Annotated in this window: 24 protein-coding genes and 1 other RNA gene; 14 read left to right on the top strand and 11 right to left on the bottom strand. The window is 42.1% G+C overall.

Annotation, left to right across the window (positions count from 1 at the left end):
- Nucleotide 1 precedes the first annotated feature (1 nt).
- From ACS8FC_RS07715 to adk, 4 genes are all read left to right on the top strand, one after another.
- The gene (locus ACS8FC_RS07715) at nt 2-655 is read left to right on the top strand and encodes a DsbE family thiol:disulfide interchange protein (protein WP_299219197.1); all 654 of its coding nucleotides are present in this window, start codon (nt 2-4) and stop codon (nt 653-655) included.
- A 68-nt stretch (nt 656-723) separates the two neighbouring features.
- The gene (locus ACS8FC_RS07710) at nt 724-1209 is read left to right on the top strand and encodes a cytochrome c-type biogenesis protein (RefSeq protein WP_439296370.1); all 486 of its coding nucleotides are present in this window, start codon (nt 724-726) and stop codon (nt 1207-1209) included.
- Complete coding sequence (ccmI, locus tag ACS8FC_RS07705) at nt 1206-2486, top strand: c-type cytochrome biogenesis protein CcmI (RefSeq protein WP_439296369.1); 1281 nt, start codon at nt 1206-1208, stop codon at nt 2484-2486. The genes ACS8FC_RS07710 and ccmI overlap by 4 nt, the downstream gene beginning before the upstream one ends.
- Before the next feature lie 198 nt (nt 2487-2684).
- Nucleotides 2685-3341 (top strand): adenylate kinase, encoded by a 657-nt coding sequence (gene adk, locus ACS8FC_RS07700; RefSeq protein WP_439296368.1) that lies wholly within the window; start codon nt 2685-2687, stop codon nt 3339-3341.
- A gap of 161 nt (nt 3342-3502) precedes the next feature.
- On the opposite strand, the gene secB is transcribed toward adk, so the two are convergent.
- The 4 genes from secB to rsgA all read right to left on the bottom strand — a co-directional run bounded on the left by secB (nt 3503) and on the right by rsgA (nt 6360).
- A complete protein-coding gene (secB, locus tag ACS8FC_RS07695; RefSeq protein ID WP_299219203.1) occupies nt 3503-3955 on the bottom strand; it encodes a protein-export chaperone SecB in 453 nt (150 codons plus the stop codon).
- Nucleotides 3956-4154: 199 nt separating this feature from the next.
- Nucleotides 4155-4418 (bottom strand): glutaredoxin 3, encoded by a 264-nt coding sequence (gene grxC, locus ACS8FC_RS07690; RefSeq protein WP_299219205.1) that lies wholly within the window; start codon nt 4416-4418, stop codon nt 4155-4157.
- 232 nt (nt 4419-4650) lie between these two features.
- Nucleotides 4651-5106 carry a rhodanese-like domain-containing protein gene (locus ACS8FC_RS07685; RefSeq protein ID WP_299219207.1) on the bottom strand — a complete coding sequence of 152 codons (456 nt, stop codon included), beginning with the start codon at nt 5104-5106 and terminating at the stop codon, nt 4651-4653.
- A gap of 150 nt (nt 5107-5256) precedes the next feature.
- Nucleotides 5257-6360 (bottom strand): ribosome small subunit-dependent GTPase A, encoded by a 1104-nt coding sequence (rsgA, locus tag ACS8FC_RS07680; protein ID WP_439296367.1) that lies wholly within the window; start codon nt 6358-6360, stop codon nt 5257-5259.
- A gap of 228 nt (nt 6361-6588) precedes the next feature.
- On the opposite strand from rsgA, the gene orn reads away from it, so the two are divergent.
- Complete coding sequence (orn, locus tag ACS8FC_RS07675) at nt 6589-7176, top strand: oligoribonuclease (protein WP_439261162.1); 588 nt, start codon at nt 6589-6591, stop codon at nt 7174-7176.
- Between the two features lie 230 nt (nt 7177-7406).
- Here the strand turns inward: orn and ACS8FC_RS07670 are convergent, their stop codons facing one another.
- Together ACS8FC_RS07670 and ACS8FC_RS07665 are read right to left on the bottom strand one after the other, a co-directional pair.
- Entirely contained in the window at nt 7407-8252 is an 846-nt protein-coding gene (locus ACS8FC_RS07670; protein WP_439296366.1) for a UDP-2,3-diacylglucosamine diphosphatase, read from the bottom strand.
- 56 nt (nt 8253-8308) lie between these two features.
- Nucleotides 8309-8824 carry a peptidylprolyl isomerase gene (locus ACS8FC_RS07665; protein ID WP_299219215.1) on the bottom strand — a complete coding sequence of 172 codons (516 nt, stop codon included), beginning with the start codon at nt 8822-8824 and terminating at the stop codon, nt 8309-8311.
- Nucleotides 8825-9070: 246 nt separating this feature from the next.
- Between ACS8FC_RS07665 and ACS8FC_RS07660 the strand changes: the two genes are divergently transcribed.
- The 6 genes from ACS8FC_RS07660 to ACS8FC_RS07635 all read left to right on the top strand — a co-directional run bounded on the left by ACS8FC_RS07660 (nt 9071) and on the right by ACS8FC_RS07635 (nt 15602).
- Nucleotides 9071-10798, top strand: coding sequence for a glutamine--tRNA ligase/YqeY domain fusion protein (locus ACS8FC_RS07660; protein WP_439296365.1), 1728 nt, complete (start codon nt 9071-9073; stop codon nt 10796-10798).
- A gap of 125 nt (nt 10799-10923) precedes the next feature.
- Nucleotides 10924-11937, top strand: a complete 1014-nt coding sequence (locus ACS8FC_RS07655; RefSeq protein ID WP_439296364.1) for a patatin-like phospholipase family protein — start codon at nt 10924-10926, stop codon at nt 11935-11937.
- 142 nt (nt 11938-12079) lie between these two features.
- Nucleotides 12080-12826, top strand: coding sequence for a phospholipase D family protein (locus ACS8FC_RS07650; protein ID WP_439296363.1), 747 nt, complete (start codon nt 12080-12082; stop codon nt 12824-12826).
- Nucleotides 12827-13024: 198 nt separating this feature from the next.
- Nucleotides 13025-13663, top strand: coding sequence for a peroxiredoxin (locus tag ACS8FC_RS07645; RefSeq protein WP_439296362.1), 639 nt, complete (start codon nt 13025-13027; stop codon nt 13661-13663).
- Between the two features lie 163 nt (nt 13664-13826).
- Nucleotides 13827-14483, top strand: coding sequence for a glutathione S-transferase family protein (locus ACS8FC_RS07640; RefSeq protein WP_439296361.1), 657 nt, complete (start codon nt 13827-13829; stop codon nt 14481-14483).
- A gap of 252 nt (nt 14484-14735) precedes the next feature.
- Complete coding sequence (locus tag ACS8FC_RS07635; RefSeq protein WP_439296360.1) at nt 14736-15602, top strand: DUF4377 domain-containing protein; 867 nt, start codon at nt 14736-14738, stop codon at nt 15600-15602.
- Between the two features lie 131 nt (nt 15603-15733).
- Here ACS8FC_RS07635 and ruvC read toward each other — a convergent pair whose 3' ends face one another.
- Nucleotides 15734-16318: a crossover junction endodeoxyribonuclease RuvC gene (gene ruvC / locus ACS8FC_RS07630; RefSeq protein ID WP_299219227.1), complete on the bottom strand. Its 585-nt coding sequence runs from the start codon at nt 16316-16318 to the stop codon at nt 15734-15736.
- A gap of 143 nt (nt 16319-16461) precedes the next feature.
- On the opposite strand from ruvC, the gene ACS8FC_RS07625 reads away from it, so the two are divergent.
- Complete coding sequence (locus ACS8FC_RS07625; RefSeq protein WP_439261149.1) at nt 16462-17082, top strand: FxsA family protein; 621 nt, start codon at nt 16462-16464, stop codon at nt 17080-17082.
- Nucleotides 17083-17192: 110 nt separating this feature from the next.
- Here ACS8FC_RS07625 and ssrS read toward each other — a convergent pair.
- Nucleotides 17193-17388: non-coding RNA, 6S RNA (gene ssrS, locus ACS8FC_RS07620), on the bottom strand.
- 241 nt (nt 17389-17629) lie between these two features.
- Between ssrS and gpmI the strand changes: the two genes are divergently transcribed.
- A complete protein-coding gene (gpmI, locus tag ACS8FC_RS07615) occupies nt 17630-19267 on the top strand; it encodes a 2,3-bisphosphoglycerate-independent phosphoglycerate mutase (RefSeq protein ID WP_439296437.1) in 1638 nt (545 codons plus the stop codon).
- Nucleotides 19268-19622: 355 nt separating this feature from the next.
- Nucleotides 19623-21122 (top strand): S41 family peptidase, encoded by a 1500-nt coding sequence (locus ACS8FC_RS07610; RefSeq protein ID WP_439296359.1) that lies wholly within the window; start codon nt 19623-19625, stop codon nt 21120-21122.
- 95 nt (nt 21123-21217) lie between these two features.
- Here ACS8FC_RS07610 and ACS8FC_RS07605 read toward each other — a convergent pair whose 3' ends face one another.
- The 3 genes from ACS8FC_RS07605 to ACS8FC_RS07595 form a co-directional block, all read right to left on the bottom strand.
- Nucleotides 21218-22879: a sigma-54-dependent transcriptional regulator gene (locus tag ACS8FC_RS07605; RefSeq protein WP_439261146.1), complete on the bottom strand. Its 1662-nt coding sequence runs from the start codon at nt 22877-22879 to the stop codon at nt 21218-21220.
- A 173-nt stretch (nt 22880-23052) separates the two neighbouring features.
- Nucleotides 23053-24834: a sensor histidine kinase gene (locus tag ACS8FC_RS07600; RefSeq protein ID WP_439296358.1), complete on the bottom strand. Its 1782-nt coding sequence runs from the start codon at nt 24832-24834 to the stop codon at nt 23053-23055.
- A gap of 63 nt (nt 24835-24897) precedes the next feature.
- A complete protein-coding gene (locus ACS8FC_RS07595; protein ID WP_299219237.1) occupies nt 24898-25533 on the bottom strand; it encodes a response regulator in 636 nt (211 codons plus the stop codon).
- Nucleotides 25534-25788 lie beyond the last annotated feature (255 nt).

The following is a 25788-nucleotide window of genomic DNA, read 5'->3' as shown; positions in this document are numbered from 1 at the left end:
GATGAGCCAATCGGACAATACTCCCAACAGCCAGCAGAGCAATGCACAGCATCGTAAAATGACGAACAAAAAACAGCTGAAAGTATGGTTTCTAGTGCCACTTATTGTGTTCTTAGGGCTAATAGTGATGCTTTATATGCGCTTGGGTAAGCCTACTGATATCGTGGCTAATATGGCGCTTGAGCGTCCAGTTCCTGCATTTGAGCTGCCGTTGTTGTCAGACACCAGCCGTATTATGACCAATGACAATTTACCCGACAAACCGTTTTTGATGAATATCTGGGGTTCTTGGTGTCCAACTTGTATTATTGAGCATCCGTTCTTAATGGAGCTAGAAGAACGCGGGGTCAATTTGGTTGGCGTCAATTACAAAGATGATATTGGTGATGCATTAAGCTATTTGAACCGAGGTGGCGATCCGTTTTCGATGTCCATTCAAGATTTGTCAGGTCAGTTTGCACTAGACCTTGGTTTAACTGGGGCTCCTGAAACTTTCATCGTCGATGGTGACGGTATTATCCGCCAGCATATCATTGGAGAAGTCAATGAGGCCAACTGGCAAGAGCGTATCATGCCTTGCTTAATGGTACTAAACGAAGCAAATAAAAATGGCAACAGTCCTGATCCAAGTCAAGTTGGGGAGGCATGCAAATGAGAGGCGCTCAAATAACAACGGCTATTGTTATAAGGCTAGGAAGCCTTATACTGGCGTGCCTACTGAGTATGACAGCTTATGCAGCAATCGATGTTTACGACTTTGATTCAGTGCAGCAAGAAGCTCAGTATCGCGGTCTTATTGAAGAGCTGCGTTGCCCTAAATGCCAAAATCAAAACCTTGCAGGATCTGATGCGCCGATTGCACAAGATCTAAAACAAAAAACTTATGATATGGTCAAAGACGGACGTAGTGATGCAGAGATACGTAGCTATATGCAAGAACGTTACGGCGATTTTATTACCTATAAGCCACCTGTCCGTCCATCAACATGGATACTGTGGTTTTTTCCGCCATTATTATTGATCTTTTTGATTACCGGCTGGTTTTGGCAGAGTAAACGCCGACAGCTGGCCGCTCGGGGCGATACGGATAAGATGATTGATACCCCTGCTACAGCTTTGACACCTGCAGAAAAAGCTGAGCTGGATCGTCTTTTATCACGTTCGCATAGTACCGATCATGATGTCACAAGCACAGAGGACAAAAAATGACCCTATTTTCTACTGCTGGCTTATTTATTGCCCTAAGTTTACTCGTTGCCTTAATCCTTGCTGTCATCGTCATCACGCCATGGCTACGTGCAACTCGCTTAAAAAACAATCCTGTAGACAACCAACTGTTAGACATCAACGTAACCGTGTTTCGTGAACGTTTGGCAGAGCTTAAAGCTGATAAAGACAGCGGCACTATTGATGATAACCATTACCAAAATCAAAAGCTTGAGCTTGAACGCCAGCTATTAGATGCGCAACGTCAAGTAGCACCGATGATAAACCCTGGTGTCAAAAGCCGTTTAATAATTATTGTCTGGGTGCCAGTGATGGCCACGATGGCATATTTACTGATAAGCGATCGCACCCCAGTATTTGAGCTATGGCAAGCAGAAGATAAAGTTGGACAAGTAGCTGATGACCTTTTGACAGGTAAGATTGATCAGCCGCCAGAATGGGCTATTGAAGATGGCCGTCAACTGATTACTGCCATGCAGACCAATGTCCATCGTCATGCTGACGATCCTGATCGCTGGATGCGCCTATCAGAGCTGTTTTTGTCACTTGAAGTAACTGACTCTGCATTAGAAGCTTTATCTAGAGCGTATCGTTTATCTCCTGACAACGAAGAGATTGCAACCACTTATGCGCAAATTAGCTTTTTTGCTAATGAAGGTCAACTGGATGCTAATAGCCGTCGCGTCTTGCAAGATGTGCTGAGTAATAACCCCCAACATGAAGGCGCGCAAATGTTAATGGCAATGGGTGAAGCACGGGCTAGCAACTTTGAACAAGCACAAGGCTGGATCAAAAGATTACGAGCGAGTATCGCAGCCAAACCAGGAGATCATACCCGAGCGCTGGCAAGCCTAGACGAGTTGAGCGCCAACGTAACAGGGCAGCAGCAACAAGCCGCTGAAGGTGTTGATGTCACTATAAGTGTTAATCCTAGCTTATTACCATTGGTCAAAGGCGATGACGTATTGTTCGTTGCCATTCGCGATGTTAATGGCGGCCCACCATATGCAGCCAAGCGTTTGCCGATTAGTGTGATTCAGCAAGGTGAGGCTAATATAAGTTTAAGTGACATTGATGCTATGATACCTGAGCGGACGCTACAATCAGCACGCGCAGCAAAAACTCAACTGGCTGTCATTGCCCGTATTAGTCATAGTGGCAATGCTAGTGCAGAGTCAGGCGACTTGTCAGCCAATCCTGTCGTAATTACTGCTGACCAAAAACAAGTCAATATCGAAATTAACCAGCAAATACCATAACTTTGAAAAATTCAACAATCTGGGCGCTGTAGTGATTGCTACGGTGTGCAATTGTGTTATATGAACAGCTAAGTCATACCTACATACGGTACTAATACCAAAAAAACTTGAGCTTTATAATGTCACAAGGTAAGGTATATCTGGCATTCGCGCAATTAACAAATCCCTAACATCCCATCCACCAAGGAGAGACGTATTATGATGCGTATTATTTTGCTAGGTCCACCTGGCGCTGGTAAAGGCACCCAAGCACAGTTTATTTCGAAAGAGTTTGATATCCCGCAAATCTCTACTGGCGATATGCTACGTGCAGCGATTAAAGAAGGTAGCGAGCTTGGTAAGCAAGCTGAAGGCATTATGAATGCAGGTGGTCTGGTTTCTGATGAACTTATCATCAACCTAGTAAAAGAGCGTATCTCTAAACCTGATTGTGCTAATGGCTGTATCCTTGATGGTTTTCCGCGTACCATTCCGCAAGCTCAAGCCCTTGCAGACGCTGACGTTGCTATCGATCATGTGGTCGAGATTAGCGTACCTGACGATGAGATTGTAAAGCGTCTATCTGGTCGCCGCCAACATCCAGGCTCAGGCCGTGTATATCATGTCGATCATAATCCACCAAAGCAAGATGGTGTCGACGACGTCACTGGCGAAGCACTTATCCAGCGCGAAGATGACAAAGAGTCTACTATTAGAGAACGCCTCGCCACTTATCATCAGCAGACATCAGCCTTGGTAGGTTTCTATCAAGACAAAGCCAAAGAAGGTGAAAACGCACCCAAATATGACAAGTTTGATGGTACACAAGCTATCGATGACGTCAAACAGCAAGTTTTGTCAGCGTTGAGAAGCTAGTCTTTTTCTATTATTCTTTGTGCTAATAAAAACCTTGCTCATTAGCAGGGTTTTTTGTTGATACTTTATAACAATACAATACTAAAAAGACCCGCCCATAAAAAAGCCATCTACCTAAGTGAGGAGATGGTTTTTTAAAAATATAAAATCTTTTTTGAAATTTATGCATTACCTTCAGCATCAACTTGCGCTTGTTGTTGGCTTTGCGCGTACGCTTGATCAAAATTGACTGGTGCAAGCAACAGCTGCGGGAAGCTACCACGAGTAACAATGTCACTAATGACTTCACGCGCATATGGGAACAACACATTAGGGCAATAAGCGCCTAAAATCTGTCCAATTTGATCATCAGGGATATTTTTTAATAAAAAGATACCTGCTTGATGAACTTCAGCAATAAACGCTGGTTCTTCAGCGTTCTTAGCGGTAACGCTTACTGTCAAGATAACTTGATAGTGGTCGTCATCTAGCTTTTCAGCGTTACTTGATAGATTGATATCAAGCTCAGGATTCCACTCTTTAGTAAATACTCCAGCGCCTGGTACTTCAAGAGACATATCTTTTACATAAATGCGTTCTAATGCCAGTTGCGGTTGTGCTTGTTCTTCAGCCATGTTGATTCCTCGAATAAATAATGCAATGTGTCGTTATTGTCTTGATAGAAATGTTTTTATAACAACGTGTGATATCAAGCTACATTATTACAAGCTAGGACAATAATAACAATAGTTTGTCATCAATCACCTAATACTATAACTAGATTTGCTAAAAGTGATCACTGTCGTCGTTATATAAACTGTTTAAAATCGCAAATTAACCTGCTAGTAACTCATCCAGCTTACCTTGCTGATTCATCTGATTTAGTTCATCAAAGCCACCAACAAAAGTATCACCAACAAAAATTTGAGGCACAGTACGATAGTTATTGGTTTTTTGCATCAGTGCACGGCGATCGTCGCTACTCATATCGTGCATACCGATTTCTTCATAATCAACGCCTTTATTCTTTAATAGTTGTTTGGCGTTTGTGCAATAAGGGCAGATAGGTGTTGTATAAACTTTAACTGAAGCAGTCATAAGATATCCTTAATTATTAAATATTATATAAAATCTTTATTGTCTTAAACTGAATAGACTGATAATGAATGTATGTTTGATTGCGCTCATTATAAAGTGGGGGTAGGGTTAGTAAATTCAAGTCAGCTTGTTATAAAAGCTCATAAAACGCTGTTAGAAGCTTATTAGCTAAGTTCCCATAAAAAAAGACACAACTAAAAGTCATGTCTTTTTATTCATACCAAGAGCAAGCTTACTTGTGCAAGCTAGGTTTAGTTTTGCCTTTATTCTTAGGTTTGGCATCTTTTAATCCTACTAATGGCATGCCAGCTCCTTGCCAGCCACCCACACCACCTTCTAGGCGATAGACGCTGTCTTTACCAATCATCTGGATAGCCGCGCCTGCTTGTACGCCCATATCACAGACGATGATCACTGGCTGTTCAATTGCGCGGATCTCATCTAAATGATCTTTGAGCTCAGTAAAAGGAATATTACGACTGCCTTGGATATAGCCGGTGGCAAACTTCTTTTTGGCGCGAATATCAATAAGCTGCGCATTTTGAGAGTTAACCATCATGCCGAGGGTATTGGGCGACACTTTTTTGCCGCTACGTTTGTTTTCAATGGTAAAAAACAGTACGGCAAGTACGGCCAATATACCAAATAAAAACGGGTGGTTGCCCACAAATTCAAGCGCACGATCCAAACCAAACCTCCAAAAAATAAGCGTTCTATTAAGCTGAGAAGACAGCTCAATGATTTTGAACAAGGCGCTATTATACCGATTAGGTCATCTATAGTAAATGTATAAGGAGCAACCTATGTTTTGATAGTATTGATTCAATAAATAGGGCTACTAGTATGGCTTAGTATCCGCTTCTGCTTGTAACGTCACAAGGTTTTCAACACGGCGCTGTAGCACATTACCATCAGCCACCGCTTGCCATAGCGCGCAGCCTTTGCTGTTATAAGTGTGACGACAGTCACGAAATTGGCAATCGCCTGCAAGTGGCGCAAGTTCAATAAAACCTGAAATAATATCGTCAGGATCTAAATGCCAGATACCATATTCACGAATGCCAGGCGTGTCGACGATACCGCCTTGAGTAAGATCGTCTGGATTAAATGGCAATAAACGACTGGTGGTGGTGGTATGTTGACCAAGTTTTGAGTTTTCAGAAATGATATTAACGCTCTGCGCGGAGTCAGGCAACAATGCATTAATTAAGCTGCTTTTACCGACGCCAGACTGACCGGCGAAAATGACCAGTTTTTTGTCTATGTGGCGCTTTAGCTCACCAAGACCCTGCTGCTCATCGTTATCGGCAATGTTTTCGGGACAATCAACTGAGGTCAGTACGCTTTCATAACCAAGGGCTGCATACTGTGCCAATAACTCATTGGTATCGACGCCATTTTCTTGGGCAAGAAGGTCCGCTTTATTAAGCACCAATAGCGGTTTGACACCAGCGTGATGACAGACAACCAAGTAGCGATCAATGAGTGTCGGCGCAGCAGCTGGCAATGGGGCAAATACAATGGCTAAGATATCGATGTTGGCAGCGACAGGTTTAAGCTTATGATAGCGGTCTGGACGTGAGACAAGAGAAGCCCGTGGCTGCACGGACTCGATACGGCCAAAACCAGTATTGGGATCTGCAGTCCAGCGCACATGATCGCCTGCAGCTAGCATCGGTAAATTGGTACGCACATGGCAGCGCCAGATGTCGCCCATCTCAAGTGCTTGCCAAAACGGCTCAGGGTCATCAGGCGCAATTTCTGGCTGCACGGGTATCATCGCAGGCAAGCTTGTGACTTGTACTTCTAGTTGCTTACCATAATGCGCCATGACCACACCATCCATTAAGCTTTCATCGATGATTTCTTGACTCTCAAGCTGCTGCTTGTCGATGCGACGAATCTGTTGTTTAGTCAGTTTGCGTTGCCGGATTAGTGCCATGGGTTTGTGACCTATTATAAAAATATTGCTAAGTGTAGCGTGAAAATTTGCTAACATACAGCCTAAAGCGTTTATAGCAGACAGGGGTTTTGTAATATTTTGAACCTTTTAAATATCTTAAATCAGCAGACGCGTACTGTTACTAATCAAATACTATTATCGCTGTATGATTTATACACGAAACTTACTTAAATATTGTTTAAAAATTTATTGACCATAGGACAAAATATGAGTACCGATGACCATCCCAATAAAATCAAAATTAAAAACCAAGGTAAAAAAGGGCTGGTATGGATTGATTTAGAAATGACTGGTCTAAATACCTTAACTGATGAGATTATTGAGATTGCGACCGTTGTCACTGACGAAGACTTAAATGTCTTGGCAGAAGGACCAGTATTTGCGATTAAGGTATCTGACCGTATATTAAATGGGATGGATGAGTGGAATACCAAACAACATGGACAATCAGGCTTGGTTGATCGTGTACGTCGTAGCAGCGTGACATTAGCAGAAGCTGAAGCTGAGACCATCAAGTTTTTGAATAAATGGGTCGATAGTGGTAAGTCGCCGATGTGCGGTAACTCCATCTGTCAAGATCGACGTTTTTTAGCGCGGCAAATGCCAGAGCTAGAAAAGTTCTTCCACTATCGCAATCTTGATGTGTCATCTATTAAAGAGCTATGCTTTCGCTGGCGTCCTGATGTCTTAAAGAATTTTGAAAAAGGTGGTAGTCATTTAGCGTTAGACGATATTCGCGACTCTATTCGTGAGCTTAAGCACTATCGTCAGCACTTTTTTAAACTGATGCCATAAAGTTAAGTGGTTTTAGCATAGTCAAAAAAGGGTCTGTTATTTTAATGGACCCTTTTTATCGTAAATAAGAGACGTCCACATATAGTCGAATCTAGATAACTCAGATACATGGCTATCCAGTCGCTCAATAAAACGTTGATTTTCTTACGTGCTGTGCCTACGCCGACAGAGGCTGCGAAAACAACGTTTCATCTCGCTGTATCGTTTTTATATCGAATTAACTATAGATATCATGCCATGAGTCGTTTAAATTCAACCAATTTAAATTCAGCTTTATTGCTATCTGAGTGTTCGTTAGCGATCACCACACCAATCACTGCGCTGACCATTGGTTTACTAGTGTTTTGATTTAGCAGTCGCCAATCTCCCAGTACATAGCGTTTTTTAGTGTCGGTCGCTTGATGGATATCTGGACGATGCGTATGGCCATGGAGTAGAGCATCGCTGTTAGTCACGGCTTGTATCACCGCATCATCGTTGACATCCATAATATGAGTGGCTTTATTGGCATTATTTTGCTGGCTTTTTTGGCGCATTTTATCGGCGATTGCCAAACGTTTTTCTAGGGGTTTATTAAGCAGATACCACTGGGTTAGACGGTTACGCATGATTTTACGAAAAAACTGATATTTCTTATCATCAATACAAAGCGCGTCGCCATGCTCAAGACGATAGTTTTGCTGTCCGACAGTTAAGGTATATGGCTCATAAATCAGCTCACCACCGAATAGGTTACAAAAAGGCTGATCCAATAAAAAATCTCGGTTGCCATGCATGACTAAAATCTCACAGCCTGCTACCCGCAATTGTTTTAATTTAACGATAAGCGGGGTGAGCCAATGGCTTTGGCGCGCGTCATTTGACAGCGTTAAATAAGCGTCATCACCAATCCAGACCTCAAACCAGTCGCCTAAGATAAACAAGCGCTTGAGGACAGGTAGAGCAAGGCAGTCATTGAGCAGTGCTAAAAAAGCCTGCACTAAGGCAGGCTCCTCTGGCGATAAATGCAAATCGCTGATCAATACTTGTCGCACCTCGTGAGGGCGGGTCGTTATCAGGTGATTAAACGTTTGCATTTATCATAATCCTTGTCGTCTATTATCAGACTATAAGTAAAGCTTACTTATATGACTTATTTAGAAACGATGGTCGCAGAGTTAATAACCACTGGCTCTTTTGGCACATCAGCATGCATACCAAAACGACCGGTTGGTACGCCGCGCATTTTTTCGATGACGTCCATGCCACTAGTGACTTTACCAAATACCGTGTAGCCCCAGCCTTGCATGTTTTTGCCAGAGTGGTTTAAGAAATCGTTGTCTTTGACGTTAACGAAAAACTGACTGGTCGCTGAATGCGGGTCTTGCGTACGCGCCATGGCGATGGTGCCTTTGTCGTTCTTTAGACCATTGTCCGCTTCGTTTTCGATTGGCGCATTGGTTGCTTTTTCGTTCATCTCAGCGTCCATACCGCCGCCTTGAATCATAAAGCCATCAATAATACGATGAAAAATCGTACCATCGTAATGACCAGATTTTACGTAGTTTAAAAAGTTTTCTACGGTTTTTGGCGCTTTTTCTTCGTTGAGTTCGATGACGATCGCACCCATACTGGTGTCAAGTTCTACTACTGGTGGCATGTCTACCATGAGATATTCCTTTTTGATTGCAGCGCCTTAAATGACACTGTCAAGTGGTGGTTGAAAGTTGGTGACTAAAAGTTATGGCTAGTCTAACGGCTTTTTTGTCGTCTGTCATGTATCAGGCTGTTAATGCGTTTGTGAAACCTGATAGAATAACGCAACGTTATCTTTTATCAGTCTTTTTTAATTTATCATTTTTAAGCGCGATGATACGCGCTATATCCTGAACACTTGCGCTAGGAGCAATGAGTAATGAGTGAGCACTCAAGCAATAATGCACAAAAAAACGACTTTATTCGCAATATCATTCGTGATGACGTCAACGCGCAAAAATATCCTCAAATCGTGACGCGCTTTCCGCCTGAGCCAAACGGCTATTTGCACTTGGGTCATGTGAAATCTATTTGTCTAAACTTTGGGGTAGCTGAGGAGTTTGGCGGTGTCTGTAACTTGCGCTTTGATGACACCAACCCAACCGCAGAAAAACAAGACTTTATCGACAATATCGAAAACGATGTTAGATGGTTAGGGTTTGAATGGGCAGGCGAGGCGCATCACGCCTCAGGCTATTTTGATCAGCTCTATGCATGGGCAGTGCAGCTCATTGAGCAGGGCGATGCTTATGTGGATTTGCAGTCGCCTGAACAAATCCGCGACAACCGCGGCTCATTTAATGAGGCAGGCACGCCATCGCCGCAGCGTGATGCCAGTGTCGCAGAAAACTTGGCGCTTTTTGATGAGATGAAAGACGGTAAGTTTGCCGAAGGTGAAGCGGTGCTACGTGCCAAGATTGATATGGCCAGCCCCAATATGAACATGCGTGACCCTGTCATCTATCGCGTCATGCATCAATCCCATCACCAAACCGGCGATAAATGGTGCATTTATCCGATGTATGATTTTGCTCATCCGCTCTCTGATGCGCTCGAAGGTATCACCCATTCATTGTGTACGCTGGAATTTGAAGACCATCGTCCATTCTATGATTGGGCCGTAGAAAAAATTGGCTTTGAGGTACCGCCGCATCAGTATGAGTTTAGCCGCTTAAATGTCGATCACACTATGACCAGTAAGCGTAAACTCAAGCAGTTGGTCGACGAAGGGGTGGTGAGCGGCTGGGATGACCCACGTATGCCGACCATTGCAGGTATGCGTCGCCGTGGTTATACGCCAGAAGGTTTGCGCGACTTTTGTGAGCGCGTTGGCGTGACCAAAGTCGACAGCGTTGTTGATTTTCGTTTATTAGAATTCAGTATCCGTCAGTCATTAGAGACGACGACCGCACGCGGCATGGCTGTGCTCAAGCCCTTAAAAGTGACGATTACGAACTTTGCGGAAGCGGTCAGCAGCTGGGAATCACAAAAGGCCGACAGCGTCAATGCACGCTGGGATGAAGGTGCTCAGACTCTATGGCTAAAGCAGCCAAAACATCCTAATATCGATATGGGCGAGCGTGAGATTCCGTTTACCGAAACCCTTTATATCGACCGAGGCGACTATGAGATTGAGCCGCCAGCCGGCTATAAGCGCTTGTCACCAGAAAAGCCAGAAATCCGCCTACGCAACACCTACGTGCTGGCAGTGACTGAGCATATTACTGACGATGCTGGCAATGTGACCGAGCTAAAAGCGACGATTGATCCGGCGACGTTGGGTAATAACCCTGAAGGCCGCAAGGTCAAAGGCGTGATTCATTGGGTGTCAGCCAGCCTTGGCGTCCCTGCGACCGTACGCATGTATGAGCAGTTATTTAGTGTCGAGGACCCAGGTAGCGCCAGTGATGTGCATCAAGTGCTCAATCCCAATTCATTGACTGAGCTTGCGGCTGTAGTTGAGCCGTCGCTCGCCAACGCTGATGCTGGCACGCGCTTTCAGTTTGAGCGTGAAGGCTACTTTATCGCCGATAGCGAGGAGCACACCAGTGACAAGCCTGTATTTAACCAAATCGTCAGCTTACGCGACAGTTATAAGCCAGCTTAATTATTGTCTATCAAGCTCAAAAGTACGATGTTTGGATTAGGGATACAAGCCAGTAGTAAGATGTGTTTGATTGTTTGATTCAATAGACATGCTCAGCGACATATCTAAGGGAGAATAAAGAGATTATGACTAAAAAGTCGATCAATCTAGCATTGCAGGGCGGCGGTTCTCACGGCGCCTTTACTTGGGGCGTACTAGACTATTTTATGGAAGATGGCCGAATCAGTGTAGAAGGTATTACAGGGACAAGTGCTGGAGCCATGAATGCAGCGGTATTAGCTCAAGGCTATATGGATAATGGTGCAGATGGCGCACGTGAGGCGCTTGAGCAGTTTTGGCGTCAAGTGGCTTATATGGGCATGATGAACCCCGTTAAACGTAGTCCCTTAAGTATTTTGACTGGCAAGTGGGATGTGGACGACTCACCAGCGTATCTAATGCTTGATTTATTTAGCCGGGTTGCTTCGCCTTATGATACCAACCCGTTGGATATCAACCCGCTACGTGATCTGGTTGAGTCTACCATCGATTTTGAAAAGGTCAGAGCATGTAGCAAGTTAAAGCTGTTTGTGGCGGCAACCAACGTGCATACGGGCAAAATAAAAGTATTCAATCGTGAAGAGCTGACCGCAGACATGATTTTAGCTTCGGCGTGTCTGCCTTCTTATTTTCAAGCGGTTGAAATCGATGGTATACCGTATTGGGACGGTGGTTATGTTGGTAATCCACCTTTGTATCCTTTGTTTCGTACCACCAAGTCTCAAGATATTATGATTGTGCAAATTAACCCTATTGAGCGCAACGAAACCCCAACAAGTGCCATAGAGATACAGAACCGTATTAATGAGATTTCGTTCAATTCATCTTTGTTAAGAGAGTTACGAGCGATTGATTTTGTGACCCGTCAGCTACAAGAAAACAATTTGGATAAGGAGCGCTATTCTAAAGTATTCTTACACCGTGTTGAAGCCACCGAACAAATCAATCCACTGTCAGCGTCTAGTAAAATAAATTCTGAATGGGCGTTTTTAACGCACCTGCGTGATATTGGCCGCGAATCTGCAAAAGCCTTTCTTGATCAACACTACGAGGGTCTAGGTCAACAGTCTACCTTAGATTTACGCCGTGAATTTTTATAAATGAATTATATAAGTTAAAGTATTGACGTTATATATTAAACTCGACAATAGTAGTTTGCAATTGTGCCTATTTCTAGTACGCTAGAGATGGGCTTTTTTGTGCATAAGTATAAATTTTAATAATAGATATTGGTGGTAAAAAATGGCAAAATTTTTGAACAGTAGTGGCACAACTTATCATTTGGAAGAATTGATCAAAAATGCATCGGATAGATTGGTTATTATTAGCCCATATCTAAAGCTGAATGAACGTATCAAAGAGCTATTAGAAGATCGTAATCGACTAAAAATTGATATCCGAATTGTTTACGGTAAAAACGACTTGCACCCTGAAGAAATAAATTGGCTTAAAAACTTGACCTTTATTCGTACCAGCTTTTGTAAAAACTTACATGCCAAATGCTACCTTAACGAAAACGAGTGCATTATCACAAGCTTAAACCTGTATGAGTTTAGCCAAGTCAACAACAACGAGATGGGCGTGCTTATCTATCGAAATGAAGATGCTAAGCTCTATGCTGATACTTATGAGGAAGCACAGCGTATTATTCGTATTAGCGATGAAGTGCGTATGTCGCTTGAAAAAGTCAGTGAGTCTGAAGATAAAGCGATACCTGCTAAAGAATCAGTAAATCCTAATATCGATACGTTCGATAAGTCTAGCGCAGAAGCGGTAACGCCAAATTATTCGAAACTCACGACCGCAAAGCTTGCAAAAGAGCTGGGTTTAAAGACGCAAGCGTTAAATGATAAGCTAATCGCAGCAGGCTATTTACAAGAGCAAGAAGGGGATCTGGTATTGACGGATGCTGGCCGTGTCGCTGGCGGCACAAGCAAACGTGGTAAGTTTGGTGAGTTTTGCTTATGGGATGCTGGAATGGTGATTTAATCTATATTGATTCCCTTAAACAAAAATGGAATAACCGCATTACAATCCGTCACAAGACATTCATAACCAGTTTGTTAATATAAAATAGAATGCTTACTGACGTGAGCCACGTTATGGTTTCATAACTACGCCCGTCGATGATAATAACAGAGCGCCTTGAGACACTTTAGCGCTCATTACTAATACAAGGAATTAAGTATGGCACATTTACGTCTAGGTGACGCTGCACCAAATTTTGACGCTGTAACCACAGATGGTGATATTAATTTTTATGATTGGGCAGGGGATAGCTGGGTTGTGTTGTTTTCGCATCCTGCCGACTATACGCCAGTTTGTACGACTGAACTTGGACGTACCGCAGCACTGGGCGGAGAGTTCCAAAAACGTAACGTCAAACCCATTGCGCTGTCAGTTGATGGTTTAGAAGATCATAAAGGCTGGGTGGGTGATATTGAAGAGACTCAGGGTACGGCGGTCAATTTCCCTATCATCGCGGACTCAGATCGCACGGTCGCCAATCTTTATGACATGATTCATCCAAACGCTGATAATACTGCCACAGTTAGAAGCGTCTTTATTATCGATCCAAACAAAAAAGTACGCTTGACGCTAACTTATCCTGCCAGCTGTGGTCGTAACTTTGATGAAATCGTTCGAATCATCGATGCGCTACAGTTATCTGATGAATACAATATTGCGACGCCTGTGGACTGGCAAGATGGTGACGACGTTATTATTCCACCAAGCGTCAAAAACGAAGATATCGCTGCCAACTACCCTAAAGGACATACTGAAATTAAGCCATATCTACGTACCACACCTGCACCAAACAAATAAGCTAAGTGCTATAGTCCGGTTAAATCACAGATTAAAACCCAAAACCTCATAACGTAAAGTTATGAGGTTTTTTACTAATATGCTGATAAGTATTAATAAGGCTTTGCTATGATAACTATAGTAGGCTATAACTAGTATTGATCACCCTTCCACGGAGTTTGCCATGAAGACATTGTATGTAACTCGTACTGCCCCTAATCCACGTAAAGCACTTATTTTACTAGCCTCAAAAGGTATCGACGTTGATGATATGGATGACATAAATGTCGTAGATATCGACTTTGCAGCCAATGAGCAGATGTCAGACGCTTTTACCCAAATGAATCCTATGCAAACAGTACCAGTATTAACCCTAGATGATGGTACTGTGCTTAATGATTCTCAAGCGGTTTGCGAATACCTTGATCGCGTCTATGGTGAGCGCTCAGTGATGGGCAATGACGTGGTACAACGTGCACAAGTCTGCTCTATGCGCCGTATTGCTGAGTTTGAAGTTTTATACAACCTTATGCTGGCATTTCAACACAGTCATCCCTCTAAAGCCCAGCGCGTTGAGCAAGTACCAGAGTTTGTAACACCGTCTATAAACCGTGCAATCAAAGCACTGTCTTATTTTGAAAAAGCGTTAGATGGTCATGAGTACTTAGTGGGGGAGCAAATAAGCTTTGCTGATATTGTGCTATATTTAGGATTAGATTTTGGCAAGATTCTTAAGGTTAATCCCAATGAGCAAGGAGAAAATTTAGCGCGCTTTTATCAAATGATGAATGAGCGTTTTAATATCAAAAAAACGGCCAAACCTACAAAGAATTGCAGATAAAAAAGCTCGGTATAACGCTATATTTTATACAACATTCAATAATGGATAGTTAAGAGATTGACTATCCATTGTTATTTGGAAGAATAGTACGGACAGTTATATGTGAATATAATAAAATTAAACATTTAGTTACATAAGGTAACGTAGTTATTCTTACAGTAGTTATACTATTTGATATCGTTCATATCACCTGATAAAAGAAACCGAATACTTGTAAGCAAGTTTAAATAACTGTCGTAAGAGAGATGTAACATGGTAAGTAAAATTTTAAAATTCTCTTTGCTGCCAAGTTTGCTAGCATCTGGCTTAGCGTTAACTGCCTGTAATAATACTTCAACCAATAATAATTCAAGCGATACTACTGTAGAAAATGCGGCTATCAATACTGATGCTCAATCAACACCTACTACTCAAAAACTTAGTGCTGAAGAAAAAATGAGTGCCAAGCTTGCTCGTTACCGCTGGACATTGGATACTGCAACTGATGCCGATACCCAGCCGATAACATCGTTAATGGATATTAACGACCAAGTTGTTTTAAACTTTAACAAATATCAAGGACAAAATACCATCAGCTATAGTGTAGGCTGCAATACTGTTAATGCTGTTTATCAGCTGCAAGATAATATACTGATGACTGAAGATGGTATGGGTACAAAAATGCTGTGTAATGATTTGAATACAGCTGAGAATAAACTAAATGAGTTAATGCAAAGTGAAAGCCAGCTAAGTTTGACAAATGAGGTGCCTCCAACCCTTACTCAAATCACAAGCGACAGCACTACTCTCGTTTGGAGAGGCAGAATGACAGCGCAAGCAAAGTATAATAGTAGAGGTGAAACAATATTTTGGGCAGTGGACGCAAACACAAAACTTTGTCCTAATGATAAGGCGCAAAGTTGTTTACAAGTAAAACCTATTACCTATGATGATCAAGGTATTAAGATAGACGAAGGTGAGTGGACAGCGTTCAAAGGTAATATTGAGGGTTATGAGCATAACCCTGGTCATGATGAAATATTGCGCTTACAGCGTTATAAGCTTGTAGCGGATGGCGACACAGATACAAAGTATGCTTACGTGCTTGATATGGTGATAGAAAGTTCGGTATCCAATTAAATACAATAGCTTAAAAAGCAAAACATGGCCATAAAAAGCACGTGCCTATATAATAGCGCGTGCTTTTTGTTTAATGGTTACCGATATTACAATGTGTTGCTTGATCGCTCATATATAGGACAAACAAGTGCTTAACGCAAATTCCCCAAGTCCTCTTCGGTTAGACGCCAGCGGCCCTTTTTCTTAGAAGCACCGCGTCCACGCATAGAGCTATTGAGCAATAATTTATTCATCGAATGACTAGAGTGCGCATGGCAGATGGCACAGGCTAGGCCGTCAGCAGCATCTGCTTGTGGCACCACATCTAAAGATAATATTCGACAAACCATTTCTTGTACTTGCTCTTTAGCTGCTGCACCGTAACCGCAAACTGCTTGTTTGATTTGACGGGCGGTATATTCTGATACTTCTAAATCCAGTGCGACCATTGCTGCAATAGCAGCGCCGCGAGCTTGCCCAAGCTTGAGCGCAGAGTCGGGGTTTTCTGCCATAAATACTTGCTCAATAGCAGCATAAATAGGTTCATTGGCATATTTTAGATGATACTGGGTAATACGAGTTAGACCATTAAAGATACGCTTAAGACGTTCAGGCATCTCTTTTGTGTCAGTACGGATAGTACCTGCATCAATATAAGTTAGCTTGTCGCCCGTTTGCTGAATAACCCCGTAGCCCGTCATACGTGAGCCAGGATCAATGCCTATAATAATTGTCATAGTATTCCGTCTTGCTTTCATTTTTTTATGGCTTAAAAATCAACCTCAAGTTTGATAGTATAGCAATCAATCCCCATATACATGACATGTTAACCATTTTAATTTTATGGTGCTTAATTTTTTATTTGATAGGATGACACTTTATGGGTCAGATAGTTGGTATTGCCATCGTTTGGTTTATTATTGAGATGCTAATATGGTATTTGCTTGCTCAATTTATGAGTGGCTGGCTTGTGTTTATGTGGTTTATTGTCGCTGCTGTCATTGGTATTTCTCTTATTCGTAAAGGCATGTCGGCTCTTAATCCGATGGCTCAGCAGATGAAAGCAGGAGGTATGATGAACCCTGCCATGCGTCCGCAAGAATCGACGATGCTCAAAAGTGTGGCAATGGCGGCGGCTGGAATTTTACTATTAATTCCAGGTATTATTAGCGATGTGTTAGCGTTGCTCGTGGTGCTACCTCCTGTCCAGAAGAAGCTCAAAGATGTAGCCAATAACTATGTCATGAATAATCAACAAAAAATGATGGAGATGATGGCCAAACAGATGGGTGGGCAAATGGGCGGTCAAAACCCGTTCGGTGGGATGGGTGGTCAAAACCCATTCGGCGGTGCAGGTGGGATGGGTAGTCAAAACCCATTTGGACAACAGCAACAGAATCCATTTGGCGATGTGTTCAAACAACATACCACGGTTGATGGTACGGCTAAAAACATTCCAAAAGATGTCAAGAAAATTAGTAAGTCTGCCAATGATGAATAGTTTTTTAATCGGTAAATAAGAGATTAGTTAACGATCAGACATAAGAAAAGCCCCCTTGTTCAATAAACAAAGGGGCTTTTAATGGCGTAACCTAGAAGGTGCGACCGAATATAACAACCAGAGTGCCGCCGTAAAATGGTGACCCATGAACCGTGAAGTTCAGGGCGGATGTGTCACTGCCTCGGCAGGTTTCCTGATACACCGCAAGCGGTGCAGGCATACACAATGAAGCAATAGATAGCACATCCAGGTAAAGCATTATCGGCTCAGGGAATAAACATTCACTAGCTAACACTCTAGAATATTTTTATCTTAACCAATGATATAACTGATTGCAAGCTGATTTACAGATTGATACTTTGTCTTAATCTTCGTTTTACTTATCAACGGCTTTAATTTAGTAACGGTTTAAAAAGCTTCATAAAATATATTGACTGAAAAATGTTGAGTTTTCAGCTATTTTGAGTTTTGTGGTAGTATAGACACTTTAATCTAATACAGTACTATAGGCGTTCATTCATTTGAGGAGCGGTAATCTATGTCCAATATGCAACAACAAGCAGAACATACCACAGACAGTAAAGCTAAGTCTAATAACAATCCTAACAAAAAAGTGCCACATGTCCTAATGATACTAGATGGTTTTGGACATCGTGAGGAAGCTGAAGACAATGCCATTGCCGCCGCAAACATGCCAAATTTGGATAATATTTATCAGCAGTATCCGCATGGGCTTATATCAGCTTCAGGAGAAGATGTTGGTTTACCAGATGGTCAATTCGGTAATTCAGAAGTAGGGCATATGAATCTTGGTGCTGGCCGTGTTCTTTACCAAGACTCAACCCGTATCTCAAATGAGCTTAATAATCGCGAATTTTACAAAAATGACGCGTTGGTTGAAGCAGTAAAAGCGGCTAACGAGTTGGGTGGTAATGTTCATATTATGGGACTACTATCTGATGGTGGCGTGCACTCACATCAAGATCATATTGAAGGTATGTGTCATTCTGCATTGGTTCATGGGGCAAAAAACGTTTTTGTCCATTGCTTTTTGGATGGTCGCGATACGCCGCCAAAATCTGCGGATAAGTATATCAATCGTCTGCGTGACTATATTAATAAACTCAATGCCCATTATGAAGGCGGCCGCGTACAGATTGCCAGTATCATTGGGCGCTATTATGCGATGGATCGTGACAACCGCTGGGATCGTGTACAAAAAGCCTATGAGCTTATTACTGAAGGAAAGGCTGATCGTCTAGCAACGCGAGCAGATGGGGCTGTCCAAGCGGCTTATAAAGCACGTGAGACCGATGAGTTTATCAGTCCAACGACCGTGATTGGACGTGATGAGATGCCATATACTGTTGAAGATAATGATGCATTAATATTTATGAACTTTCGTGCTGACCGTGCTCGTGAGCTTGCGCAAGCGTTTGTGCTACCAGATCATAAGTTTTCAGGTTTTGCTCGTCAAAAGCAGCCAAACCTTGCAGCTTTTGTGATGTTGACCAAGTACTCTGACGTTTTAGCAGATAACACTAAAACTAGCATAGCGTATTATCCAACCTCACTTACCAATACACTGGGTGAGTATCTGCAGAATCAGGGCAAAACCCAGCTGCGTATCGCTGAAACTGAAAAGTATGCGCATGTGACTTTCTTTTTTAGTGGTGGCCGTGAAGCAGAGTATGAGGGTGAAGAGCGTATCTTAGTGCCATCTCCAGATGTAGCCACTTATGACTTAAAACCAGAGATGAGTGCCCCTGAAGTGACTGATAAGCTAGTGGCTGCTATAGAATCAGGAAAGTATGATGTGTTGGTTGTAAATTACGCCAATGGTGACATGGTCGGACATACAGGTATTTTTGATGCAGCGGTACAAGCTGTGGAAGCGCTTGATGTATGTATCGGACGTATTGAATCAGCAGTACGGGCAGCTGGCGGTGATATGTTAATCACGGCAGACCATGGCAACTGCGAGCAGATGCAAGATTATGAAAGCGGGCAAGTGCATACTCAACATACGACAGAACATGTCCCTCTTATCTACGTTGGTGAGCAAAATATACGAGTACGTAGGGGAGGCAAGTTAAGCGATGTCGCTCCCACTATCTTGTCATTAATGAATATCGAACCACCAGCTGAGATGACGGGTAAGAGTTTGTTAATTCCTACCTTGTAGTAAACACGATTTTTTAGAAAAAAAGGGGAAAGACAGTATTTATCTTTCCCCTTTTTGTTTGCAGTATTACGCTATTTTCTAGTGGTGTCTTAATGCTATAGTCGATCCTACATAGAAAAAGTACAAAAATATAATAAGCTACTGAGCTAAATCTTGCATAGCATCGAGCTGTATAGGTACAGTAAATAAGTAAAAGTTATCTTAGTAGCATGGTACTTACCTTATACTGAAGCGCCTATATATTATCACTTGTTATCGTATCGCTGCTGTAGACCCATTAGCTTTTTTTAGGGCGTCGGCATTCATGTGGCAATGATAGATCTGTACATATTCTTTATCCTATACGAGTTTCTTTATGCCTTTATTACCTTTAAAACTACCAGCCATACCGCTCAAGTTTGATTTGGTACCGTTTGCTATCTGTGAGTCTGCGCTAAAGATAGGTTTAGTGGGAGTCCTTGGTATAACTGGTGTCAATATATCTGCACAGGCAGCCATTACAGAACCTGTAGGGATGGGTGTAAACACTGATAATCCTACTGCAGACTTGCAACTGATCAGCTTGAACATTGATGACAATACAGTAGGTAGTGACGCGGTAGGCGCAGATGACTTGAGTAGCGAGAATCAATCAACTGGTCAAACAGAGGATGATATAGATGCTGTAGCCGATGAGACAGCAGTTGATACAGTAGAAGATGATTTGTCTGATATACCAGCTGACGTTGCGCAGGTGTCCTTAAATGCAATCTCCCCTGAGACACTAAAAACCTTTGTCGCAGTAGTGGACTTAGTACGTCGTCAGTACGTCGATCCTGTCAATGATGAAGCATTATTTGATAATGCGATGAGTGGTATGCTGACCAAGCTTGATAGCCATGCTGAATTTTTGGATGCTGAAGCGTATGAAAACTTACGCGCATTTACTGAGGGAGATGTTGGTGACGTTGGTTTAAAAGCAGTATATAAACCAGATGAGGGGTATTGGGTAGTGACTGATATTGTAGATGAGTCACCTGCTGATAAAAAAGGTATTACCGTTGGCGATTATATTCATCAGATTGGTGAGTTTAAGGTTGATGGTGAACGGCAGTCTGATGATGTAGAGCAGCTACTTAACGGGATTGCCGGTACGCAAGTTGATGTAACTGTGTCTAAAGCCGGTCGCCGCAAGCGTGTCATTACCTTGCAGCGCAACAATACTCATCAACAAGATATTGAGACGCGGCTTGTTAATGGTATTGCTGTTATCAAACTCCCCGCTTTTCAAAATAATACCCGTGAAAAGATTTTGCAAAGTCTAACCAGTCTTGATGCACCCATTACCGGAATATTGCTTGATGTGCGTGACAATCCAGGTGGCGTACTGACATCGGCTGTGAAAGTAGCCAGTCTATTTATGAACGACACTGACGTGGTGCAGGTAAAGAGTAGACAAAGTGAGCTACGTACTTTATCTACCCAAGATACAGCCTTACTTAAATCTTTACCTGTAGTGATTTTACAAAATCGTTATTCTGCTTCGGCAGCAGAAGTGCTGGCAAGTAGTCTACAAACACAGAAACGTGCAACTATCGTCGGTGAAGTCAGCTATGGTAAAGGGTCTGTACAGTCAGTCATACCGCTTAATAACGAACAAGCCGTCAAGTTGACTGTGGCTCATTATTTAACAGCAGCAGGCAAAAAGATAGATAAAATAGGTGTACAACCTGATATAGCACTATCTGGTAATGAGCGCACATGGGAGCAACAAGCTATCGATGTGTTGCGACCGCAAGTACACTCTTCAGGACTTCATTTTGTAAAAAAAGACAACACCTATAGCATGACTGATACTGAAAAAGGGGATTTATAAAAAGTGCTAAAAACATTATCAGTGAGTTTTATTTGTTAATAAGGCTAGGGCGTTTATACTCATTCCATAACACTAATATAATCTAAGGTATTGCGCTACTCTTCATCAATCTCAAGCTTTTTCATCCGGTAGCGTAGCGAGCGAAAAGTCGTACCTAACAACTCTGCTGCTTGCGTCTTATTTCCATCAGTCTGATTAAGCGCTTTAATGATCAAACGTTTTTCTTGCTCCTGCAAATAGGCTTCTAGACCTTTTTGAGGCAATTCAGCTTCAGAAATACTGACGAGTGATGGTTGCGTATGTATGTCGTCAACAAACTGGTCAGGCTTGCGGCGGTCTTGGTTGTAGACAGATGAAGTATTAACACTGTCAGACTTAGTAGTAGACATCTGAAATGCTGAAGAATAACGTTGGCTATGAGTACGATATGGATGCAAATTGTTCGAAAGATGTCCGCTATTATCATTTTTGATGCTTTGTTTGGGGCCATCCACTTGTAATATCATAGGCTCATCATTTATTGTAGAGACAGTATTGATATCCTCGCGTTCTGCCATCTCTTTTGAGCCTACAGTATCGCTATCATTAAGTTTGGGCAACCCTAGATGGGTATCATTTATCATGGTAGTTTCTGCTAGAGTAATTGCACGCTCTAATATATTGCGCAGTTCACGAACGTTTCCAGCAAATTCATGCTGCTGCAGACGCTCGCAAGCACTTTCAGTCAGCTCTGCTGGTGTACCTAGCTGCCACTCTTCAGATATCAGCGCTAAAAAGTGCTTGGCGAGTAAAGGAATATCGTCACGGCGTGTATTGAGTGTGGGAAGCTTAAGCTCTATCACATTAATTCTATAGTACAAATCTTGCCGGAACTCTCCGTCTTTTACCAACTGGCTTAAGTCTTTATGGGTAGCTGATAAAATCCGAATATCTACAGGTACCTCTTTGGTGTCACCAATAGCGCGCACTGTCTTTTCTTGGATAGCACGTAATAGCTTTACTTGCATAGCAAGTGGTAAATCTGCCACTTCATCTAAAAATAATGTACCACCACTGGCTTGTTGAAACAAACCTTGCTTATCTGCAACCGCACCAGTAAAGCTACCTTTTTTGTGGCCAAAAAACTCTGACTCCATAAGCTCAGATGGAATCGCACCACAGTTGACTGGGACAAAACTACCATCACGGCGTGGACTTAAATCATGGATGAGTCTGGCGACCACTTCTTTACCAGTACCAGAAGCACCTGATAAAAATACGGGCGCCTGTGAGCGGGCAAGCTTAATGATGGTGGTTTTTAGGGTTTGCATGACAGTAGAGTTGCCAATCAGGCGACTGTCTAATAACTGCTGTTCAGGCGTAATTTCATCAGTTGCTTGAACACTTTCATCTTGATGAATAACTTTGAGGGCATTTTCGACCAGTTGGCGTAGTCGCGGTAATTCAAGCGGCTTGTTCACAAAATCAAAAGCGCCAATCTTAAGTGCTTCAATAGCCAGATCCATACTACCGTGTGCCGTGATCACAGCAACTGGTGTATTAGAGCTACTACTAATCTGCTTAACCAACTCCAATCCTGAACCATCTGGCAGTTGTAAATCTGTCAAACAAAAGTCATAGTGGTTATTTTCTAGATAAGATTTTGCTTGCGATAAACTGTAAGCCACGTCACTTTTGATGCCCATCTTTGTCAGCGTAATTTGCATAAGTCGGCATAAATCTACTTCATCATCGACGACCAGCGCGATTGCTGTCATATACAACCTCATTATTGCTTAATTGATACAAGGGATTGAACGAATATTCATTATAAATAAAAAACCTTTATCTGTAAGACTTTTTATCTTTTATTAATTGCACACATGTGTTGTACTGACTATGGGTCAAAATCAATGTATTAGCAGTAGATGCATCATTGACACCTTGAACCTTAATCTTCGTCATCCCATACTACTTCTGAACAAGAGCCCATGGGTGTGATTAAGCGAAAACAGGTCTTTTCGTGTTCAGCGACATACAGTAGCCTGGCATGATTGGCTTCGCTGAAGGCCTGAGACAAGTAAAGCCCCAGTCCCGTACCTGCTTTATCAGTAGTAAAAAACGGATCAAATAAGCGCTCTACATCAGCTGGAGCGATTTTTTCACCTTCATTTAAAACATCGATTATAACATCGTTCTGCACGCAATATATTTCCACCTCAGCATAAGCATGCGGATGTACAAGACCGCAATAACGCAAACCATTGTTGATTAAATTAATCAGTATTTGCTCTAATTGATGATTATCAAACTGTATCACGGGATGAGAGATATCATGCAAAAAAATATCATTGCCACGAAAATAGTTCTCTAAAAATTGTGGCATCCAAGTACCAAGCTCTATGGTCTGTTTGTTAGAGCGCTGCTGACGTGATAGTTTTAACACATCTTCAATAATACGATTAACACGTTTGGTTTGTGCAAATATCATCTTATACAGCTCATTATTACCACTAGTATTCATAGCAGTTTGACTGTGGCTCTCGTCTGCGTCAGCCACATCGTTCATATCTTCCAATAACAACTGACTGGCTTGTGAGATAGCAGCAAGTGGATTGCGAATTTCATGAGCAATGCTGGCTGTGAGCTGCCCTAAAGAGGCCAGCTTTAATTGTTGGGCATTGGCTTGTTCGCGGCGCAAATCTTCAAGCAATATCAATTGACTGCCATCTTCTAGCGGGATTACTTGTACACGCAGTTTGTTGGTAATAGACGCAGTGGCCGCTTCAGGCAATTCGTAAACAAAGTTCCTTGACTGATTAGTAGGGACAGATAAGCAACTGTTGAGTAGCGCTCTATGCTGATGGGCCAAGGCCTGTTGAAAAGCATATAATGGATTATGATGATTTTTAAAATTACGCTGCTGTTGCCTAAGAGTTGGTTTTGGATCCCTATAATTAGTAGGTACCTCTTTAAACGGTGATGCTTCGGTCTCAGGAATACCTAGCAGCTGATAAGTTGCATGATTGGCCAACACAATGTGCTGCTTATCAATCACCATAATGCCGTTTAGCATCTGACTAATGACTTCTTGGTTAATCGTATTTAGACGCTCTACTTCCTCTGCTTGACGCGTTATAAACCTTTCGACATGCACCAAGCGCTGAGAGATTGACCAACTTAAAAAGCCAACTGCTAAAAAGCTGGCTGACATGAGTAGGGCATCACCTAAATTGGTCAGGCTCATACTATTGGAAATCGCGTGGAAAAATTGCTGATAAATGACGAATAAAATTGCAAGTAAGGTAATGACCAGCGCTTGTGAGCTACGCAGCAACATAAAACTGGCTGCTACCACAACCATATATAGCATTGCCAATTGTAAGTCTGGGGCGCCGTTAGTATATAGCAGTAAACTTAATACAATAACATCAATGCCTAGACCAAACACTAACTGGCGTTGTAACTGCTTGGTAGCAACTAAGAATAAACTGAGTAAAATCAAACTAAGAATGACGTAAAACCCAAGTGCAGTTTGTTGCAATAAGCTCAGTAATAACAAATCGGTGTCAGCTTTAATATTGGCATATGCCATTAATAGCAAAAACGCACTAACTACTAATCGATAACCATTATAAATTATCCCAAGCTTACGCAATTGTGATACAGGTAAAGTATTATCCTGCTTTAAAGTCTGCAAAATGACGTTGATGGTTCTAAAAGCAGATTTCATAAAATAACCGAAGGGGAGTAGTAATGAGCAATAGACCAATTAAAAGTACAGATAAGTCTAGTATTAAGGCTGAATCAGCCCATGGCGGATGGCTAGATGCGTCAATTTAACGTCACTATCTACCCCAACTTTTTCATAAATACGGTAGCGATAGGTGTTAATGGTTTTTACACTTACAAATAACTGGTCAGCAATTTGTTGAGGACTTTGACAGTTGACCACCATCATAGCGACCTGTTTTTCGCGATCACTTAGCAAGTCAAAAGGCGAAGAGGCATTATCTGATAGTAATACTTCTGCTAGCTGCTCGGCAACGTCATGACTAAAATAACGGCCACCTTGATATATTTTTTTGATACCGCGTATCATCTCATCAAGTGGTGTGCCCTTAGTAATATAACCATTGACCCCAGCTTTAAGAAGCATTGATGGGTATGGCTGCGCTGACATGCTACTTACCGCTAGTATTTTTATTCCCATGTCCAACTGTACCAAACGCTTTGTCGCCTCAAGACCACCGATATTAGGCATGTTGACATCCAATAAGACCACGTCTGGACTAAGCTGCTTAGCAAGTTTTAATGCCATATCACCACTATCAGCTTCACCGACTACTTCAATATCTGCACTGTCAGACAACATCCGACTGATACCCATACGCACCAAGTCGTGATCATCTACTACTAATACTCGAATCATAGTTATACTCTTTACTATTTGATAGATTAATATGCATTAGAATAGCCAAACGCTAATGAAAGCTGGCTACCATACAAACATGTTATTTAATAGTGACTTGTCTTATATAGTTTAGTACAAGTATTTAATTCTATATCGATGTTGCTATTTATAATAATCTTGTTCTATAGTCACTTATATAAGATTGCTTTATTTACGGAAATAATACTTAACGATAACGGTAGAGAAAACTCAATACTTGACTAAGATATGGAA

Source organism: Psychrobacter sp. 1Y4 (assembly GCF_051847555.1).
This window is presented reverse-complemented; position numbering and strand designations above follow the sequence as displayed.

Coding starts and splice junctions, on each gene's coding strand:
- ACS8FC_RS07715 (WP_299219197.1), top strand. CDS start 2: ATGAGCCAATCGGACAATACTCCCAACAGCCAGCAGAGCAATGCACAG.
- ACS8FC_RS07710 (WP_439296370.1), top strand. CDS start 724: ATGACAGCTTATGCAGCAATCGATGTTTACGACTTTGATTCAGTGCAG.
- ccmI (WP_439296369.1), top strand. CDS start 1,206: ATGACCCTATTTTCTACTGCTGGCTTATTTATTGCCCTAAGTTTACTC.
- adk (WP_439296368.1), top strand. CDS start 2,685: ATGATGCGTATTATTTTGCTAGGTCCACCTGGCGCTGGTAAAGGCACC.
- secB (WP_299219203.1), bottom strand. CDS start 3,955: ATGGCTGAAGAACAAGCACAACCGCAACTGGCATTAGAACGCATTTAT.
- grxC (WP_299219205.1), bottom strand. CDS start 4,418: ATGACTGCTTCAGTTAAAGTTTATACAACACCTATCTGCCCTTATTGC.
- rsgA (WP_439296367.1), bottom strand. CDS start 6,360: ATGGCACTAATCCGGCAACGCAAACTGACTAAACAACAGATTCGTCGC.
- orn (WP_439261162.1), top strand. CDS start 6,589: ATGAGTACCGATGACCATCCCAATAAAATCAAAATTAAAAACCAAGGT.
- ACS8FC_RS07670 (WP_439296366.1), bottom strand. CDS start 8,252: ATGCAAACGTTTAATCACCTGATAACGACCCGCCCTCACGAGGTGCGA.
- ACS8FC_RS07665 (WP_299219215.1), bottom strand. CDS start 8,824: ATGGTAGACATGCCACCAGTAGTAGAACTTGACACCAGTATGGGTGCG.
- ACS8FC_RS07660 (WP_439296365.1), top strand. CDS start 9,071: ATGAGTGAGCACTCAAGCAATAATGCACAAAAAAACGACTTTATTCGC.
- ACS8FC_RS07655 (WP_439296364.1), top strand. CDS start 10,924: ATGACTAAAAAGTCGATCAATCTAGCATTGCAGGGCGGCGGTTCTCAC.
- ACS8FC_RS07650 (WP_439296363.1), top strand. CDS start 12,080: ATGGCAAAATTTTTGAACAGTAGTGGCACAACTTATCATTTGGAAGAA.
- ACS8FC_RS07645 (WP_439296362.1), top strand. CDS start 13,025: ATGGCACATTTACGTCTAGGTGACGCTGCACCAAATTTTGACGCTGTA.
- ACS8FC_RS07640 (WP_439296361.1), top strand. CDS start 13,827: ATGAAGACATTGTATGTAACTCGTACTGCCCCTAATCCACGTAAAGCA.
- ACS8FC_RS07635 (WP_439296360.1), top strand. CDS start 14,736: ATGGTAAGTAAAATTTTAAAATTCTCTTTGCTGCCAAGTTTGCTAGCA.
- ruvC (WP_299219227.1), bottom strand. CDS start 16,318: ATGACAATTATTATAGGCATTGATCCTGGCTCACGTATGACGGGCTAC.
- ACS8FC_RS07625 (WP_439261149.1), top strand. CDS start 16,462: ATGGGTCAGATAGTTGGTATTGCCATCGTTTGGTTTATTATTGAGATG.
- gpmI (WP_439296437.1), top strand. CDS start 17,630: ATGCAACAACAAGCAGAACATACCACAGACAGTAAAGCTAAGTCTAAT.
- ACS8FC_RS07610 (WP_439296359.1), top strand. CDS start 19,623: ATGCCTTTATTACCTTTAAAACTACCAGCCATACCGCTCAAGTTTGAT.
- ACS8FC_RS07605 (WP_439261146.1), bottom strand. CDS start 22,879: ATGACAGCAATCGCGCTGGTCGTCGATGATGAAGTAGATTTATGCCGA.
- ACS8FC_RS07600 (WP_439296358.1), bottom strand. CDS start 24,834: ATGAAATCTGCTTTTAGAACCATCAACGTCATTTTGCAGACTTTAAAG.
- ACS8FC_RS07595 (WP_299219237.1), bottom strand. CDS start 25,533: ATGATTCGAGTATTAGTAGTAGATGATCACGACTTGGTGCGTATGGGT.